At 68.9% G+C, this 17,729-nt stretch carries 15 protein-coding genes; 7 read left to right on the forward strand and 8 right to left on the reverse strand.

Annotated features, from left to right (window positions below; genetic code table 11):
• Positions 1–38: 38 nt before the first annotated feature.
• The 4 genes from FL344_RS27225 to FL344_RS27240 form a co-directional block, all read right to left on the reverse strand.
• Positions 39–1,709: a serine/threonine-protein kinase gene (locus FL344_RS27225; RefSeq protein ID WP_141620586.1), complete on the reverse strand. Its 1,671-nt coding sequence runs from the start codon at positions 1,707–1,709 to the stop codon at positions 39–41.
• 124 nt (positions 1,710–1,833) lie between these two features.
• On the reverse strand, positions 1,834–2,580 hold the full coding sequence (locus FL344_RS27230) for an ABC transporter permease (protein ID WP_194858580.1): 747 nt from the start codon (positions 2,578–2,580) through the stop codon (positions 1,834–1,836).
• Positions 2,581–2,604: 24 nt separating this feature from the next.
• Positions 2,605–3,537 (reverse strand): ABC transporter ATP-binding protein, encoded by a 933-nt coding sequence (locus FL344_RS27235; RefSeq protein ID WP_141620587.1) that lies wholly within the window; start codon positions 3,535–3,537, stop codon positions 2,605–2,607.
• 123 nt (positions 3,538–3,660) lie between these two features.
• Complete coding sequence (locus FL344_RS27240; protein ID WP_141620588.1) at positions 3,661–4,491, reverse strand: metallophosphoesterase; 831 nt, start codon at positions 4,489–4,491, stop codon at positions 3,661–3,663.
• A gap of 291 nt (positions 4,492–4,782) precedes the next feature.
• On the opposite strand from FL344_RS27240, the gene ettA reads away from it, so the two are divergent.
• The gene (ettA, locus tag FL344_RS27245; protein WP_090486328.1) at positions 4,783–6,462 is read left to right on the forward strand and encodes an energy-dependent translational throttle protein EttA; all 1,680 of its coding nucleotides are present in this window, start codon (positions 4,783–4,785) and stop codon (positions 6,460–6,462) included.
• A gap of 60 nt (positions 6,463–6,522) precedes the next feature.
• On the opposite strand, the gene FL344_RS27250 is transcribed toward ettA, so the two are convergent.
• Positions 6,523–6,768, reverse strand: coding sequence for a hypothetical protein (locus tag FL344_RS27250; RefSeq protein ID WP_090486325.1), 246 nt, complete (start codon positions 6,766–6,768; stop codon positions 6,523–6,525).
• 14 nt (positions 6,769–6,782) lie between these two features.
• Positions 6,783–7,691 carry a peptidoglycan-binding protein gene (locus tag FL344_RS39955; RefSeq protein ID WP_141620589.1) on the reverse strand — a complete coding sequence of 303 codons (909 nt, stop codon included), beginning with the start codon at positions 7,689–7,691 and terminating at the stop codon, positions 6,783–6,785.
• A 531-nt stretch (positions 7,692–8,222) separates the two neighbouring features.
• Between FL344_RS39955 and htpX the strand changes: the two genes are divergently transcribed.
• The 4 genes from htpX to FL344_RS27275 all read left to right on the forward strand — a co-directional run bounded on the left by htpX (position 8,223) and on the right by FL344_RS27275 (position 13,785).
• Complete coding sequence (htpX, locus tag FL344_RS27260; protein WP_090486319.1) at positions 8,223–9,140, forward strand: protease HtpX; 918 nt, start codon at positions 8,223–8,225, stop codon at positions 9,138–9,140.
• 202 nt (positions 9,141–9,342) lie between these two features.
• A complete protein-coding gene (locus FL344_RS27265; RefSeq protein WP_194863275.1) occupies positions 9,343–10,677 on the forward strand; it encodes a porin in 1,335 nt (444 codons plus the stop codon).
• 183 nt (positions 10,678–10,860) lie between these two features.
• The gene (locus FL344_RS27270; RefSeq protein WP_228565413.1) at positions 10,861–12,471 is read left to right on the forward strand and encodes a LysM peptidoglycan-binding domain-containing protein; all 1,611 of its coding nucleotides are present in this window, start codon (positions 10,861–10,863) and stop codon (positions 12,469–12,471) included.
• Positions 12,472–12,621: 150 nt separating this feature from the next.
• A complete protein-coding gene (locus FL344_RS27275) occupies positions 12,622–13,785 on the forward strand; it encodes an acetyl-CoA carboxylase biotin carboxylase subunit family protein (protein WP_194863276.1) in 1,164 nt (387 codons plus the stop codon).
• Between the two features lie 5 nt (positions 13,786–13,790).
• Here FL344_RS27275 and FL344_RS27280 read toward each other — a convergent pair whose 3' ends face one another.
• A complete protein-coding gene (locus FL344_RS27280; RefSeq protein WP_171452352.1) occupies positions 13,791–14,363 on the reverse strand; it encodes a DUF2378 family protein in 573 nt (190 codons plus the stop codon).
• Positions 14,364–14,373: 10 nt separating this feature from the next.
• Entirely contained in the window at positions 14,374–15,147 is a 774-nt protein-coding gene (locus FL344_RS27285; RefSeq protein ID WP_141593023.1) for an alpha/beta hydrolase, read from the reverse strand.
• A gap of 132 nt (positions 15,148–15,279) precedes the next feature.
• On the opposite strand from FL344_RS27285, the gene FL344_RS27290 reads away from it, so the two are divergent.
• Complete coding sequence (locus FL344_RS27290; RefSeq protein WP_090486295.1) at positions 15,280–15,471, forward strand: hypothetical protein; 192 nt, start codon at positions 15,280–15,282, stop codon at positions 15,469–15,471.
• Between the two features lie 112 nt (positions 15,472–15,583).
• Entirely contained in the window at positions 15,584–17,677 is a 2,094-nt protein-coding gene (locus FL344_RS27295) for a hypothetical protein (RefSeq protein WP_228565414.1), read from the forward strand.
• The last annotated feature ends 52 nt before the right edge of the window (positions 17,678–17,729 follow it).

Consider the following 17,729-nt stretch of genomic DNA (forward strand, 5'->3'; position numbering starts at 1 on the left):
TCAGAAAATCATTTCGCGCGGATTTTCCCGCGCGAGGCTCAGCGGCCCGTCTTGATGCCCAGGCCGCCGCCGCCCTGGCCGGAATTGGCGGGCCGCTTCGTCCCGGCGGTAGGCGTGCCCGGGACGGACTTGCCGCCTCCGGCGCGCCGCAGCTCCAGGCGCAGCTCCTCGTCCGTGGCGGACACCTGCCGTGTCACGGGCTCGTAGCCGTTGAGGGCCAGGGTCACCGACACCGGGGCGGCCCCGGCCTCCAGCTCCAGGCGCAGCGGTGTTTCGCCGCGCTCCTCGCCGTTGACGCTCACCCGGGCTCCAGGGGGCTCGGTGATGACGGGCAGCTTCACGTGGCGCACCGGCTCGGGGTCCCTGCGTGGAGGCGGCTGCACTTCCGGCGCGATTTCCGGCTGGTGCGGCACGGCCACTTCCACCGGCGGACGGACCGGGGTGGCGTCCGCGGGCGAGCGGAAGAAGACGATGCCCGCGCCCGCGATGAGCAGGCCCAGCCCCGCCGTGGCCACCGGGAGCCAGGGAATGCGCCGGGCCGGCTCCGGAGGGGGGCGGGCCAGGGGCGCGGTGCCTCGCGTCTTCTCTTTCGGCTGCGGCGGGGCGGCGGCCTGCCGCGAGCGCGTCCCGGGGACGACGCCATGGGGGGAGCCGCGCATGGCCCGCGACGCGGAGGAGCGCCCCGCGGGGCCCAGCAGCCCCGGCACGCCGCTGAGCGACGAGTTGGAGCGCGAGTCCAGGTCCGCGTCCTCCGCGAGCTGGTCCAGCTTCGCTGGGTCCGTCTCATGGGCGATGCGGTCCGCGTAGAGCTCCCGCAGGAAGGCGGCCAGGTGCGCGCTGCTGGAGGGCAGCCGCAGGTTGAGCGCGTAGTCCTCCAGCGCCAGCCGGAAGGCGCCGCAGTCCGGGTAGCGCTGGTCCGGCGAGGGCGCCAGGGCCTTGAGCACCACGTCATCCAGGCCCGGTGGCAGGCGCGGGTTGAGCTGTGACGGCCGCGGCACCTGGCAGTCCTTCACCAGCCGCAGCGTCATCATGTCCGACTCGCCCTTGAAGAGGCGCTTGCCGGTGAGCAACTCCCACATGACGACGCCCAGCGCGAACAAGTCACTGCGCGCGTCGATGGCGAGCCCGCTGGCCTGCTCCGGGGACATGTACGGGTACTTGCCCTTGAGGACGCCGGTGGCTGTGTTCTGGCTGCTGGTGGCCGCCTTCGCCACGCCGAAGTCGATGACCTTCACCCCGCCGTCGAAGCCGACCAGGATGTTCTGCGGCGACACGTCGCGGTGCACCAGCCGCAGCGGCTTGCCCTGGGCGTCACGCGCCTGGTGCGCGTAGTGGAGCCCGGCGGCCGCGTCCGCGATGATGCGGAGGATGAGTCCCACCGGCAGCGTCTTGCCCTGCGCGCGGGACGTCTTGTCCAGGCGGCGCACGTCGTCGCCCTGCACGTACTCCATCGCCAGACAGTGGCGGCCCTCAATCTCTGTCAGGTCGAGGATGGTGATGAGGTTCGGGTGCGTCAGGCGCGCTACGAGCCCCGCCTCGTCCAGGAACATGGAGAGGAACTCATCATCCTCCGCGAGGTGGGGAAGGATGAGCTTGAGGACGACAAGTCGCTCGAACCCCGTCCCATGTTCGCGGGCCAGGAACACCTGACCCATTCCCCCAGAGGCAATCTTGCGCAGCAGCTCGTACTTACCGAATGGCACAGCCATGTGTGCCCACCAGGATATCGCTCTTTCTTAGCTCGTGGGAATTGCTCAGTCGCGAATTACCCCACAGGGTTGGGAGCGAGCAGGCAGGCAGGCGTGAACGGCCTGCCCGGCTTTCCGGGGTGAGTCAGGCTTTCATCTTGTAGCCGGAGCGCAGGACGGCGTAGGTGAGCGCGGTGGCCCCCACGGCGACGGCGAAGAGGATGCTCCCGGCGCCCAGGGGCGAATAGATGCTGCGGCCGAGCATGCCGTAGCGCAGCCCTTCCACCATGTAGACCATGGGGTTGAAGAGGCTGACGGTGTTCCAGGGCGCGGGCAGCTCGCGCACGGAATAGAAGACGCCGCCCAGGAAGGTGAGGGGCAGCATGACGAAGGTGGGGAAGAAGTTGATCTGCTCGAACTTCTCCGCCCACACCGCAGCGAGCATGCCCAGCACACTGAAGACGTAGGACGACAGGATGAGGAAGTACGCGGCCACTCCCGCGTGCTCCAGGCTGAAGCCGGTGAAGAAGGTGGCCACGGCCCAGGTGAGCAGACCCACCACGAGCCCGCGCACCATGGCGCCACCGATGAAGCCCGCCATCAGCTCACCGGGCCCCAGCGGCGCCACCAGCAGGTCCACCACGGTGCCCTGAATCTTGGTAATGAACAGCGAGGAGGAGCTGTTGAGGAAGGCGTTGTTGGCGATGCCGAGGAACACGAGCCCCGGCACGATGAAGTGCAGGTACGGCAGTCCCTCCACCGTCTGGACGCGGCCGGAGATGGAGACGCCGAAGACGATGAAATACAGCGTGGTGCTGATGAGAGGCGACAGGACGGTTTGACCCGGCACGCGCATGAAGCGCCGGACCTCCTTCGCCAGAAGGGTCTTCATCCCAAGGACGTTCATGATGAGGGCTCAGGCGGCCTGCTGTGGGCGGCCACGGAGGATTTCGATGAGCACGTCCTCCATGCGAGAGCGGCGCGTCTCCACGTCGGAGATGAGCTGCCCTTCGGCATAGAGGGCGCGGAGCAGCTCGCCGGACGGGGCGCAGCCGTCGCGCTCCACGTAGGTGAGGGTGCGGCCGTCCTCGCTGAGGCGGGCGGCGAAGCGCTTGCCGGCCTCGGACAGGCCCGGCTGCGGCTGCTCGAAGGTGATGATGACGCGGCGCTCGCCGAAGCGGCGCAGCAGGGTGGCCTTGTCCTCCACCATGAGGAGGCGGCCTTCGTTGATGATGCCCACGCGGTCGGCCAGCTCCTCGGCCTCTTCCAGGTAGTGGGTGGTGAGGACGATGGTGGTGCCCTCCGAGGCGAGCTTGCGCACGTAGGTCCACAAGTCTCGGCGCAGCTCCACGTCCACGCCGGCGGTGGGCTCGTCGAGGAAGACGAGGCGGGGCTTGTGCACCAGCGCCTTGGCGATGAGCAGCCGGCGCTTCATGCCGCCGGACAGCGCGCGCGTGTACGCGTCCTTCTTCGCGTGCAGGTTGAGGGCGGTGAGCACCTCGTCGATGCGCGCGTCATCCGCGGGGCGGCCGTAGAAGCCCATCTGGATGCGCAGCGATTCGGCCACGGTGAAGAAGGGGTCGAAGTTGATTTCCTGCGGCACCAGCCCGATGCCGTAGCGCGGACCCACCGGGTCCTGGTCCAGGTCCTTGCCGAAGACGCGGATGCTGCCGGAGGACTTCTTCACCAGGCCGCAGACGCTGCCAATCATCGTCGTCTTGCCCGCGCCGTTGGGGCCCAGCAGGGCGAAGATTTCACCGGGACGGATGGCGAGGTCCACGGTGTGAAGTGCCGTGAACTCTCCGTAGCGCTTGGAGAGTCCCTGGAGTTCGAGGGCGGGGACGGACATGGGGCCCTTCCTGTAACACCTCCGGTCGCGCCGCGCTCGGCTTGTGTGCGGGCGGGGTGTCCGTCCCCGGTGACTCGCCAGCGCACGTCGGGCAGGGTGGCGCGTCGCGTTGTCCACCCGGTGTCACTCCCGCATGGCGACTTCCTGGAGCGTGCCCTCGCGGCACTGGAAGACCGCGAACGCATCCGCGCCCTGCTCCACGCTGGCGAGGCACCGCACGAGCGAACGCTGGCCGCCGGGGTGCTGGACGGTGCCGGCGTAGCGCCGGTGCAGGTGGCCACAGAGGACCAGCCGGGGTTGGAGCGCGTCCACCAGCAGCCGTGCGTACGCGTTGCCGACGAGGTCGTGGCTCGCGCCGCGGCGCTGTCCCTGGAAGTCCGCGGCCTCCTCGGGCGGGATGATGCCGGAGGGCCAGTCATGCAGCAGGAGCACGTCCGCGCGCCCGAGCGCCAGGATTCGCTCGACGTCCTGTTCGTTGAAGAAGGTGAAGTCCTTGGTGGACACGTCACCCATGGAGGCCAGCGGCGGGCGGGACTTGCAGAAGGTGGCTTCTCGGTGGATGCCGGACAGGCCCGCCACGCGGAGGCCGTTCAGCTCCACCGCGCCGCTCCGGCCCAGGTAGTGGCAGTGCGGCGCCAGCGCGAATCCCTCGGGGTGCAGGTCGAGGTGGCCGTAGGGCTCGTGGTTGCCGCCGATGAAGTAGACGGGCCAGGGGAAGCGGCGCCGTCGCTGGTGGTAGGCCGCGAAGTCCCCCAGGTGCCTGTACTTCGTGGGGGCGGCCATGGTGGCCAGGTCGGCGTCGTGACGGTGGGGCTCGAAGTCGCCCACCTGGAGAACGAAGTCGAGCGGCCTTTGGCTGCGTTCCTCCCAGGCGGTGAGGTGATTCACCATCCGGTGCATGTGCCCGTGGACGTCGCCCACCACGGCGAAGAAGAACGTCTGGGAGGAGGACATGGCGGTTTCCGTTCCGGTTCAGGCTCGAGTCGCGGGCGAGGACGGGGGCGGTGCTTTGGGACTGACGGGAGGCGGCGCGTGCGGTGGCCACAGAGGGCTCCTGGAGGCACCGTTCGCTTTTCCACGCCGGCGGAGCGGGCCAAGGGGGCAACGGCTTGTTCCGGGCTGCCCCCACCTGCCGGGGCCGGTCGTTCGAGCCCCACGGGGTTGGGGGACGCTCTCGCCTTGAGTGCGTTGTTGCACCCTGGTATCCGCAGAGCCCCTCACTCCACCTTAAGCAGGAAGGCCCAGATGGCCCAGAATTTCATCTTCACGATGCAGGACCTGCGCAAGGTCAAGAACGGCAAGGAGATCCTCAAGGGCATCTACCTCTCGTTCTTCCCCGGCGCGAAGATTGGCGTCATTGGCCCCAACGGCTCCGGTAAGTCGACGCTGCTGCGCATCATGGCGGGCGTGGACACGGAGTTCTTCGGTGTCGCCAAGCCGGACCCCAGCGCCAAGGTTGGCTACCTGGCGCAGGAGCCACAGCTCGATGCCTCGCTCGACGTGAAGGGCAACGTGGAGCTGGGCCTGAAGGAGATTCGCGCCACGCTGGACCGCTTCAACGAGGTCAGCGCGAAGTTCGCCGAGCCCATGAGCGACGCGGAGATGGAGAAGCTGCTGGCCGAGCAGGGCCGGCTGCAGGACGCCATCGACGCGGTGAATGGCTGGGAGTTGGATCGCACCATCGAGATGGCCATGGACGCGCTGCGCCTGCCGCCGGGCGACGCGGACGTGACGAAGCTGTCCGGTGGTGAGAAGCGCCGCGTGGCGCTGTGCCGCATCCTGCTGGAGAAGCCGGACCTGCTCCTCCTGGACGAGCCCACCAACCACCTGGACGCGGAGAGCGTCGCGTGGCTGGAGCAGGCGCTCAAGGAGTACAAGGGCACCATCGTCTGCATCACCCACGACCGGTACTTCCTGGACAACGCGGCCGAGTGGATTCTGGAGCTGGACCGCGGCGAGGGTGTGCCCTGGAAGGGCAACTACTCCAGCTGGCTGGAGCAGAAGCAGAAGCGCCTGGAGCTGGAGGAGAAGTCGGAGAGCCACCGCCAGAAGACGCTCAAGCGCGAGCTGGAGTGGGTGCGTGCCTCCCCGAAGGCCCGTCAGGCCAAGAGCAAGGCGCGCATCGCGGCCTACGAGGAGCTGCTCAACCAGACGCAGGACAAGCGCGACGCGACGGGCGAGGTCATCATCCCGCCCGGCCCGCAGCTCGGTGGTCTGGTGGTCGAGGCCAAGGGGCTGCGCAAGGCGTACGGCGACCGACTGCTCATCGAGGACCTGAACTTCAAGCTTCCTCGCGGTGGCATCGTGGGCGTCATCGGTCCCAACGGCGCGGGCAAGACGACGCTGTTCCGGATGATGACGGGCGTGGAGAAGCCGGACGAGGGCGAGCTGAACATCGGCGAGACGGTGAAGCTGGCCTACGTGGACCAGAGCCGCGACGCGCTGGACGGCGACAACTCGGTGTTCCAGGAGGTGAGCGGCGGGCTGGACCACCTGGACCTGGGCAAGGCGGGGCAGGTGCCCAGCCGCGCGTACCTGGCGGGCTTCGCCTTCAAGGGGCAGGACCAGCAGAAGCGGGTGAAGGACCTGTCCGGTGGTGAGCGCAACCGCGTGCACCTGGCGAAGATGCTCAAGAGCGGCGGCAACCTCCTGCTGCTCGACGAGCCCACCAACGACCTGGACGTGGAGACGCTGCGCAGCCTGGAGGACGCGCTGCTCGGCTTCGCGGGCTGCGCCGTGGTCATCAGCCACGACCGCTGGTTCCTCGACCGCATCGCCACGCACATCCTGGCGTTCGAGGGCGACAGCAAGGTGTTCTTCTTCGAGGGCAACTTCGAGGACTACGAGGCGGACAAGAAGAAGCGCCTGGGCCCCGAGGCCCTGGAGCCGCACCGCATCCGCTACCGCCCGATTACGAAGAGCTGAGCCGCTGGAAGTCCGGAGCCACCGTACCGGCAAGGTGCGGTGGCTCGACGGCACTTCATCTCAGCAGGCGTCGATGCACTCCACCGTGAAGAACGGCGTCACGTCCTCGGTGGCGTGGCAGTCCGGGTTCGCGCAGGAGCAGTGCAGCGTCATTACGTACTCCGTGAGCGCCTCGTCATTGTAATACGTGTACGTACACGCCAGCCGGGACGACTGCGCCTCGGCCGTGGGCGTGTAGCCCAGGCCGCCGACGACAACGCCAGCGGGAGCCGCCAGCACCGCGAACGTCAAGAGCAGCTTCTTCATGTCACTCTCCTGTGTCAGGGTCGGTACTCCCAGTGCCAGGGCTCGGACGGGACGGTGCGCACGAAGCCGAAGTTCTTCGCGTTGTTGGCCAGCCACCGGTACGTCGAGGTGCCCGTGCCGCCCGTGTTGATGTCCACCGCGATGCCGCCCTGGTGGTTGGAGTAGCCCGGAGCCGCGGCGAGGTTGCCCGTGCCGTTCTTGTACGCGCGGTACAGCGCTTCCTGCTCCGCCATGCTGCGGAAGCCGCTGTTCACCTTCAGGGTGATGCCCTGCGCCCGCGCCGCCGCGTGCATGCGGTTGAACGCCGCCGCCGCGTCCGAGCGCATCTCCTTGCCGTTCGGGATCGACGAGAGCGAAATCTGCCGAGGCTTCCCGTTCACATAGCCCGTGACGACCCGACCGCCACCGCCACCGCCCGGGTTGGTGACGGGGCCCTTCACGTTGATGCCCAGCTTGTCCCACGTCTTGGGACCGACGATGCCGTCCGCCACCAGACCGCGGGACTGCTGGAAGGCCTTCACCGCCGACTGCGTCTTCGGACCGAACACGCCGTCCGCCGTGCCCGACTTGAAGCCCAGCACGTTGAGCCGCTGCTGGAGCGCACGCACCGGCTCACCCCGCGCGCCATTGCGCAGCGTGGGACCCGAGCCGCCCGTTCCGCCCGCCGAGTTGAGCGCGTTCCACGTCTTGGGACCGACGATGCCGTCCACCTGGAGCCCACGCGCACGCTGGAAGGCCTGCACCGCCGACTGCGTCTTCGGACCGAACACGCCATCCGAGGCGCCTGGATTGAAGCCCGCGGCCCTGAGCTTGTTCTGGAGTTGCGTCACGGCCGCGCCGCGAGCGCCGCTGCGCAGCGTGGGCGAGGCGGAGCGAGACGCGCTGCTGGACGCAGCCGCGGAGGAGCGGGCAATGGCTACCATGGGGGGCTCTTCCCTTGAAAGAAGAATGGAGTTGGAGCCATTTTCCCAACCGCTCAGAGAAAGTTGCCTGGGATTCCGTCAAAAACGCGTGTCAATCCAAGCGCGCGCTCATGATTGAGCTGTGTTTCGTGGCGTGACGGAAAATTTGCGCGAAGGTGACATCGGGCAGACGGGATTCGTGGCATTCACTGTTGTGGAAATATTCTGCCTTTGCCGTCTGGTTTGGTATTGGCTGATGCGTGAGGTGGGCGGTGGAGTCGCATGTTTGGCGCCCCGGACGCACCCTTGGTGTGGAGCCGCATGCGCAGGCCCCAGGCCCCCAACCCGGCGGCCGACCACGCCCCGCGGAAACGCCCGCCAAGGTCGTTTCATAGAGAAAATCTCAGGTTCCTGAAGGAACAACCTTGGGAAGTGCCCCGCCGGAAGGCTGTTCTAGTCGGGTCGGGACAAGAAGTGGCCGACGAAGCTTGCATTCGTCCCACGCTGCTGAATGTTGTCCCCAAGGTTTTTTCTAGGGAGAGAGAGAGAGTCATGAAGGGAAGCTTCGCCAAGCGCATCACACTTTTCGTCCTGACCAACCTCGCGGTGGTCGCGATGCTGGCGATCGTCGGGCAGCTCATCGGCGTGGAGAACCTGCTCGCCCGCCGCGGCGTGGGGCTGAACCTCCCGGGCCTGCTCATCATGGCGGCGGTGATGGGCTTCGGCGGCGCCATCTTCTCGCTGCTCATCTCCAAGCCCATGGCCAAGTGGAGCACGGGGGCGCAGGTCATCACGTCGCCGCGTTCGGAGGACGAGCGCTGGCTGGTGGAGACGGTGCACCGGCTGGCCCGCGACGCGGGCATCGGCATGCCCGACGTGGCCATCTACGACAGCCCGGACATGAACGCCTTCGCCACGGGCGCCAGGCGCAACAGCGCCCTGGTCGCGGTGTCCACCGGCCTGCTCCATGGCATGAAGCGGGACGAGGTGGAGGCCGTGCTCGGTCATGAGGTGGCCCACGTGGCCAACGGTGACATGGTGACGCTCACGCTCCTGCAGGGCGTGCTCAACACCTTCGTCATCTTCCTCAGCCGCGTGGTGGGCTTCTTCGTGGACCGCTTCCTCAGCCGCTCCGAGGATGGCGAGGAGAGCGGCGGCTCGGGGCCGGCCTACTTCATCACCAGCATCGTGCTCCAAATCGTGTTTGGCATTGGCGCCAGCATGATCGTGGCCTGGTACAGCCGCCGGCGTGAGTTCCGCGCGGATGACGGGGGCGCGCAGCTGGTGGACCCGGGCGCCATGGCACGCGCGCTGAACCGGCTGCGCATGCAGCAGGGGGAGCCGGCCATGTTGCCGTCCAACATGCAGGCGTTCGGCATCCGGGGCGGCGGGATGATGGCCCTCTTCTCCAGCCACCCGCCGCTGGAGCTGCGCATCCAGCGCCTGATGGACGGCAGCTGGAAGCGCTGACGCGAGCGCGGTAGTCGTCACCCCGGCGCATGTCACGAACTGGTGACATGCGCCGGGCTGTTCTGTGACGCGGCGACGGGGCCTGTGACGGTGAGGCAAAAACGAGGGCCCGTGCGTTGCGGTCGTGCATTCCGTCCTGTAACGGGACTGCAAACTCGAGTTCGTGCGCGCTTTCGCGCGCTGCTGGCAGTTCCGCGCCGTCATGACCCCCACTGCTTCGTTCCGCGCTGCTCTCCAGGTCCTGTTGTCCGGCTCCGCGCTGCTTCTGGCGCCCCTTGCCCACGCGCAGCAGGACGAGGCCGCGCCCTCGTCCGCCACCGAGCAGCCTCCCGCATCAGAGTCCACGCCGACGCCGGTTCCCGAGGCGGCGATGCCCGAGTCGGAGGCGAAGCCCGAGGCGAAGAAGGAGGAGCGGGCCTGGTACGACCGCATCCGCATCCGGGGCTATACGCAGTTCCGCTACAACCGGCTGCCCAGCTTCCGGGTGAATGACGAGCTGATCAACGACCAGGGCGACCGCTTCCTCGGCAAGAACACCGGCTTTGGCATCCGGCGCGCGCGCCTCGTGCTGTTCGGTGACGTCCACGACCGCGTGTCCATCTACCTCCAGCCGGACTTCGCGTCGGTCATCGGGGACCAGTACAACGTCACCATCATGCGGGACTGGTACGCGGACATCTTCCTGGACGCGAAGAAGGAGTTCCGTCTGCGCGTGGGCCAGTCGAAGGTGCCGTTCGGCTTCGAGAACCTCCAGTCCAGCCAGAACCGCCTCGCGCTGGACCGCAACGACGCCATCAACAGCGGGCTCAAGGACGAGCGCGACCTGGGCGTCTTCTTCTACTGGGCGCCCGACGAAATCCGGAAGCGCTTCAAGTTCCTCGTGGACAACAACCTGAAGGGCTCCGGCGACTACGGCGTGGTCGGCCTCGGCGTCTTCAACGGCCAGACGGCCAACCGCGCCGAGCGCAATGACACGCCGCATGGTGTCGTTCGCGTCACGTGGCCCTTCCTGTTCGGCTCGCAGTACGTGGAGGCGGGCGTGGGCGGCTACTACGGCCGCTTCAACCTCAATGCCTCGCCGCGTGACGGCGCGCCCTACGCGCTCGCCCGGGGCGCCGACATGGTGGACGCGCGCGCCATCGTCAGCCTGGTCATCTACCCGCAGCCGCTGGGCCTCCTGGCCGAGTTCAACCTGGGCCGCGGTCCCTCGCTGGGCGAGGGGCCCGTTGAGGGCCTGCTCATCGACAGCCGCCGGCTCCGGGGCGGCTATGCGCAGCTCATGTACAAGCTGGACGGCGTGCTGGGCATCTCCCTCATCCCCTACATCCGGGGCACCCTCTACGACGGCGGCAAGAAGTTCGAGACGAACGCGCCGCTCTACGACGTGCGGGAGCTGGAGATGGGCGCCGAGTGGCAGCTCAACAAGGCCTTGGAGCTGACGGGCACCTACCTCATCTCGGACCGCACCTCGTCCCGCTATCCGTATATCCAGGAGCAGGGACACGTGACGCGCATCCAGCTCCAAGTCAATTATTGAGCAATTCTGGAGGCTGCCGCGGGGGGCTGTCACAGTCCTGTGATTGGTGCGGCGCGTCAGGGTTTGTTCATGGGTACTGGATTCGAACACCCTGGCTGTTGTTTGGTGGCTTGCGCAACTTTCGGACATTGATCCGGAAAATCATGGAGGCGTCTGACTTACTTCGCCCCCATGGAGCCGCTGATGACTGGTAGCAACTCCTATCGAATCCGCCAGGGTGATTCGCTCAGCGCCATCGCCCGGCGCCACAACACGACCGTCGATGCGCTGGCGCGAGCGAACAACCTCCAGAGCCCGGACCGCATCATCGCCGGGAAGACCCTGATCATCCCGGGCGCCAACGATGGTTTCGAGGCCAATGCGCCTCGGCCGATGCCGCGCCCGGCCAACCGGCCGACGGGGACGTCACAGAACCGTGACAGCTTTGAGCCCGGCACCGCGCAGGGCACCGCGACGCAGGGCGTCACGCCGGCGGGGACCGCTGGGGTGTCTGGCACCCAGAATGGGTATCGCAACGTCGACCTGACGACCTTCCGCCAGGGCGGGTCCAACTCCGAGTCCGCCATTGTCGTTGGCACCTCGGAAGGCAACCGCACGCCGAACGGTGGCTTCACGGCGAGCTACGGGGGCCACACCGACCCGGGCAACGCCAAGCACAACCGTGGCTCGTTCTCCTACCAGGGGGGCGGCGCGAACTCTCCGTCGCACGCGGACGAAATCTGGAACCGCGAGCTGGGCCGCGTCACGCCGCAGTACCAGCGCGCCGCCGAGCGCGCGGGCCTGGACCCGAACAACGCGCTGCTGGCCTCCACCTTCTACGACCTGCACACGCAGTCGCCCCGCGCGGCGCAGAACTTCCTCAAGCGCGAGCTGCCCAGGCTGGCGCAGGACCCGCGTGGCGTGACGCCCGAGGCGCTCGTCGACGCGCGCGTGAATGCGTACCGCACGGACAACGGGCAGATCAGCGCCTCCGGCTTCGACCACAACGAGCAGCGCCTGCGCGCCGACCAGACGCGGCGTGAGACGGCGCTGGTCCGGGCCCTGGACGCGCGCGGCTACCGCGACGGGGGTGGTGCGGTCGAGAACGCGCCCATCCCGCGCCCGCGTCCGGAGAACCTCACGTCGGGCACCACGGCGCTGCCCGCCGAGGTCCCCATCCCGCGTCCGCGCCCGGAGAACCTCCAGGCCTCCAACACCACCGGGGGCGCGACGCCCACTGACTTGAACGACACGGCGGAGATCGCACCCGCGGCGGACCGCCCGGCGGTGCAGACGGCCACGCCGTGGGTCAGCCAGTACAACGCGTCGAAGGTGGAGCGCGCCGGTGACAAGGCCTGCTTCCGCGCCGCGGTGGTGATGGCCGCGGGCGCCGGGGCCACCGTGACGGGGCCGGACAACCGCATCCAGGTGGCCACCGGGGATGACCCGAACGGCGGCGTCACGGTGAACGCCGCGGCGGCGCGCCGGGGCCGTGAGTACATCGATGGCCAGCTCGACGCGGGCAAGCCCGTCGTCGTGGGCGTGGACCACCGCTCGGGCCGGAACTCGGACAACGTGGACGGCATCACCGACCACTTCGTGGTGATTACGGGCCGCGGCACGGACGAGCAGGGCCGCACGTACTACACGTTCCACGACCCGGCGACGAACCACCAGCAGCGCGGCGCGGACACCAACCCGAACAACCGCTTCTACGTGGACCAGGACACGGGCAACCTCTACCGGGAGGGTCCCACCACGGGCAACGTCGTCCAGCGGCACTTCGAGGTGTCGATGGTCCGGCCGAACGCCTAGTCGTTCCGCTGAGTGACGGGCGGGGCGTTGGGAAGCCCAGATTCCAGGCGCACCCGGGGCGGGGAGGAGTGACTCCCCGCCTCTGGGCGTTCAGTCAGGAACTGGGCGCGGGCGCGCGGCGCGATATGGTCGCCTGTGCCCCGAGGAGCCATGAACTTCGTCTTCATCTCCCCCCACTTCCCTCCGCATTACCTTCACTTCATCTCAGCGCTGCGGGAGCGGGGCGTCACGGTCCTGGGCATCGGTGACGCGTCCTACGAGTCGCTCCGTCCCGAGTTGAAGGCGTCCCTGCGCGAGTACTACTTCGTCCCCAGCCTCATGGACGAGGATGCGCTCACTCGCGCGGCGGGCTACCTCACGTGGCGGCACGGCCGCATCCACCGCATCGACTCGCTCAACGAGTCCTGGCTGGAGGTGGAGGCGCGCTTGCGTGGGGACTTCAACGTGCCGGGCCTGCAGCCGGAGGACATCCACCGGCTGCGCTCCAAGTCCGGCATGGCGGAGGTGTTCCACGAAGCGGGCGTGCCGCACCCGGACCTCATCCGCGTCCGGGACGCCGCGCAGGTGAAGGCGTTCGCCGCGCGCGTGGGCTACCCGCTGGTGCTCAAGCCGGACGTGGGCGTGGGCGCCGCCAACACCTTCAAGGTGGCCAGCGACGCGGAGGTGGACGCGGCCCTGTCCCATCCGCTGCCCACCACCTACGTGGCGCAGCCCTTCGTGCGCGGCACCATCGTCACCTACGACGGCATCGTGGACCGGCACGGCGTCATCGTCTTCAACCTCAGTCACGAGTACAGCGACGGAGGCATGGAGACGGTGGTGGAGCAGCGCGACATCTCCTTCTGGAGCCACACGGAGATTCCCCCCGCGCTGGACGTGCTGGGCCGGCAGGTGGTGGCCGCCTTCGGCCTGCGCGAGCGCTGGTTCCACCTGGAGTTCTTCCGTCTGCCGGATGGCCGCTTCATGGTGCTGGAGGCCAACCTGCGGCCGCCCGGCGGCTTCATGGTGGACATGATGAACTACACGTGTGACATCGACGTGTACCGGCTCTGGGCGCGGGTGGTGACGGGCGACCCGGTGGCGGACTTTCGCTTCACGCCGCGCTACCACGTCTGTCACAGCGCGCGCCGCAAGTCCCGCCGCTACCGGCACCCGCACGCGGACGTGGAGAAGAAGCTGGGCACGTCGCTCATCCTCCACCGCGAGCTGCCGAGCATCTACCACAGCCTCCTGGGCGAGGAGATGTACCTCACCCGCCACGCGGACATGGACGCCCTGCGGGACACGGTGCGCTTCATCCAGGACAAGGCGTAGCGCGCTCAGCGCTCCGTCCAGGTGAGCTGGTAGGTGGTGCTGTCCGCGTCCTCGTGGATGCGCGCCACGCGGGGGGACTCGGCGCCGCCCAGGCGCAGCAGGGATTCGAAGAGCGCCTCCGCGTAGCCGGGCGCGTCCACCCGCGAGTTCATCCGCATGGCGTAGGTGGTGGGGCCCTGCTCGGTGAGCTCCACCTCCGTGTAGTTGTCGGTGGCGCGCAGCGTCTGCGGCAGGCGCTGCACCATGCGGCGGGGGCCCAGCAGCCGCATCACGCCGTACACCGCGCGGCCCACGACGGTGCGCCCGTAGCCCTGCACGTGGCGCTCGGCGAGCTGGCGGAAGGCCTCCTCCCGGGGCAGGCCCGGAAGGGTCTCCTCGACGATGACGTCGAGGCACTTTCCCCACAGGAGCACCGGGTAGCCCGGCAGCAGTGGCCGGTCCAGGTCGATGCCCGCCTGCCGCAGCCGATGCTTGAGGCGGGGCGACACGCTGCCGCGCAGCCCGTGCTCGAGCAGGCCCTCCACCACCTGGACGTAGACGAGCCGCTGCTCCAGGGGGACCGTCCCGCGGTGCTTCATTCGAAGCACCTCACCCCAGCAGCCAGCGCATGGCGGATGGCAGGCGCCGCTGCCAGTCCCGTTCGTGGTGCCCGCCGTGTGGATCCAACACCAGCGCCAGCTCGTGGTCCGCGTAGCCCAGGTGCTTGAGGTGCTCGTAGAAGGCGCGTGTGGATTCGCCGTAGTAGACGGGCACGCCGCTGGCGTCCGTGTACTCGTGGGCGCCCGCGTCCAGGTAGATGCGCGTCCAACGGCGGCTGTGCGCCGACCAGGCGCCGAAGAGCTGGTTGGCGCCCCACGTCACGGTGGGAGACAGGGCGCCGATACGGCCGAACACCTCCGGATAGCGGCACCCGAGGTAGAGCGAAATCAGGCCGCCCAGCGACGAGCCCATGGCGCCCGTCCACTGCGGCTCCGGCCGGGTGCGGTAGGTGCGGTCCACCAGCGGCTTGAGGTGCTCCACCAGGAAGCGGCCGTAGGCCTCGCCGCGCGCGTGCATCGGGCTGCGCGGTTCATTCCACGGCGAATAGTCGTGCACGCGCCCCGCGCCGGAATCCACGGCGACGATGAGCCACGGCTCCAGGCTTCCTTCGCCCACGCCGTGCTCCAACGCGAGGTTGGCGCACCAGGTCTCGAAGAGGGCGGATTCGGGGTGGGCGAACACGTTCTGCCCGTCGTGCATGTACAGCACGGGGAACCGATGGCCCGGCATCGCATCGTATGCGTGGGGGGTGTAGACGCGCACGGTGCGCGCGAAGCCCTCCTGGGGGGAGGGGAAGTCTCGGACGATGTGGACGTGGCCCATGGGAACCGGGTGCCAGCATACCTGGAGGGGGTGACCGGTCGGGAAGCGCTGGCCCCGGGGATGCACAGGCGACGGGCGGACCGCGCGGTGCTCCCAATCTGCGCGGAATGCTGTTTAATCTGGAGTTCCCTCATGGAGCTGGAACATCCGCATCTGGCGGTCCTGCTGCTCACCACCGAGGCCGACTTGCGCGAGGCGCGCGAGGCCTTGGATGGCAGCGAGGAGTCACGCCTTCGCTACGTCGCCGCGGAGAGCCGCGCGGAGGCCGCGTACTTCCTGGCGTGGGACCTGCTGGAAGTCGACCCGCGCATGGGCCGGGCCTGAGCGCCTGGTCCGCGTGTCCCGCCTTTGGACGGCGCGTCCGCCTGCCGGACGACCTGTGAGCAGGGTGCTGCTGTAGGGAATCGTGGTCCCGGATGTGCACAAGGCGCGGTGCGTGCGTCGGGTGCTCTGGGTGGGATGGTGTTTGGGTTGGTGGCTGGCGGGCGCGCTGCCCGTGCATGCCGCGCCGTATGAAGTGGAGCCCGAGTCCGTGGGCGTGCAGGACCTGCTCGCGCTCGTGGAAGAGGGTGCCATCTCCGCCGAGACACTCTCCGCGCTGCTGGCCTTGCGACGGACAGGCGTGGACCTGGGGCTGGCGTCGCGTGCCTCGCTCTACGGCTTGCCGGGGCTGACGTACTCGGACGTGGACGTGCTGCTGCGGTCGCGGGGAGAAGGCAGCGCCGCGGGGGGCGCGTTGACGGAGGCGGCGTCGCGGCGGCTCACGCCGTTCCTGGACGTGCGGACGCCGGGGCGGTTGTCGGGTGATGCGCGGTTGATGATGGCCTTCGCGGCGTCGGATGGGCTGCCGCCACCGCTGGCGTTGCAGGTCCGCGCTGGAGGGCTCGCGGGGCTTCGGGGGGGGCTGATGACGACGCTGGCCCGGCGGACGCTGGCTCCTCCGCGCAGGGACGCGCGGCGGCGTGCCTTCGTGGTGGAGGCGCCCGGGACGTCCGTCACGCTGCCCAAGCTGTACGTGCAGTGGACGGGAGCGCGCGCGTCGCTGCTGGCGGGGGCGTACCGGCTGGGCTTCGGGCAGCGGCTCACGCTGGACACCACGGCGCTGCCGTCACCGGACGGGTTCCTGCCTGACGATGACGTGCGTCCTCCGGCGGGATTGGAGCGCGCGTGCCTGGTGGGCAGTGCGGGTTGCGAGCCCGAGGAACGCCTGTCGGACGTCACCCCGGACTTCCGCTGGGACGAGGGCTTCCGGGGCGTCGCGGGCACGGTGCGAGGCCCATTGGGGACGTGGGCCGCGCTGTCGCTCACCGGCTTCGGCTCGTATCAGTCCCGTGCGCTGGCACGGCATGCGGTGCTGGACCGCTCGTTGTGTCCGTCGTCCGCCCGTGGCGTGTGCAAGGCCCCTGACGTCTGGGTGTCCGTGGCGGAGGGCCGGTGGGAGAAGCTCACGGCGCGGACGTTGCCAGGGATGTTCCGAGAGCTGGCGGGCGGTGGCAACGCGACGCTGGCGCTGTCGTCGCGGAGCCATGTGGGGCTCACCGGTTGGATGGCTCGGCCCGTGTGGGGTCAGGAGGGGGCGAAGCTCGACTTCCAACCCAGCGCCCGCTACCCGGCGGGCGGTGCCTTTGGCGCAGTCGGGCTCGACGCCGCGTGGGGGCGTGGCGCGCTGGACGTCTTCTTGGAAGGCACGCGCAGCTTCGATGCCGCGCCGGGTGGCGGCGGGGACTTCGGTGCGGTGCAGCGCACCGTGCTGTCAGGGGAGTCGCGCGAGCTGGAGCTGTCGCTGCGCTACTACGGGCGCGGTTTCGCCAATCCCTACAGCGGCGCGCCATCAGGCCCGGATGCGCTGGAAGGCCTGCGCGTTCGCAACGAGCTGGGCGCCCGGCTGCGCTACCTCCACCGCGAGGAAGGCGCATGGCGACTGCGAGGGCAGGTGGACGCCTGGACGCTGCCCGCGGATGGGGCGGTGTCCGGGAGCGCGGGCACGCTGCACGCGCGTGCCTCGGTGCGCGGGGACCTTCGGGTGCGGCCCTGGTTGCAGCCCTCGCTCCAGGTGGAGTTGCGTGACAACGGCGTGGGCGGGATGGGGGCGTGCGCGGATGACTCGCTGTCCGAGCAAGAGGTGGCGGACCTGTGCGCCAGCGCGCGGTACGGCGTCACCGCCCGGGTGCGCTCCGACGTCGCGAAGGGGCTGACGGTTTCGCTCCAGTACGGACACGCGCGCGTGCAGGCCCCCGAGACGAAGGGGCTTCGCTACGACGCGCAGGCCGTGTTGGATGTCCGCGCCCAGCCGCTTTCGTCGCTGAAGTTGTATGGGCGATTGGTGTGGAAGGACCAGGACCTCTCCGAGCGCAGCCGGCTCCAACAGGAGCTGCGGACCGCGCTGGATGTCGCGTGGAGGGTGTCGAGCGCCGTGTCCGCCCGGGGCCGGTACGCGTGGGTGCTCGACTTGAAGGACGCGCGCGTGGCGCGTGTGCCTCCCGACCCGCCGCGCCACCTCTTCCACCTGGAGTTGGAGACGCGCTTTTGACGGAGCTGAACGTGAGGGGGCAGGGAATGAAGGGTTGGGGCAGGTACTTGGG

The organism is Myxococcus sp. AB036A (assembly GCF_006547355.1).
GTDB lineage: Bacteria > Myxococcota > Myxococcia > Myxococcales > Myxococcaceae > Myxococcus > Myxococcus virescens.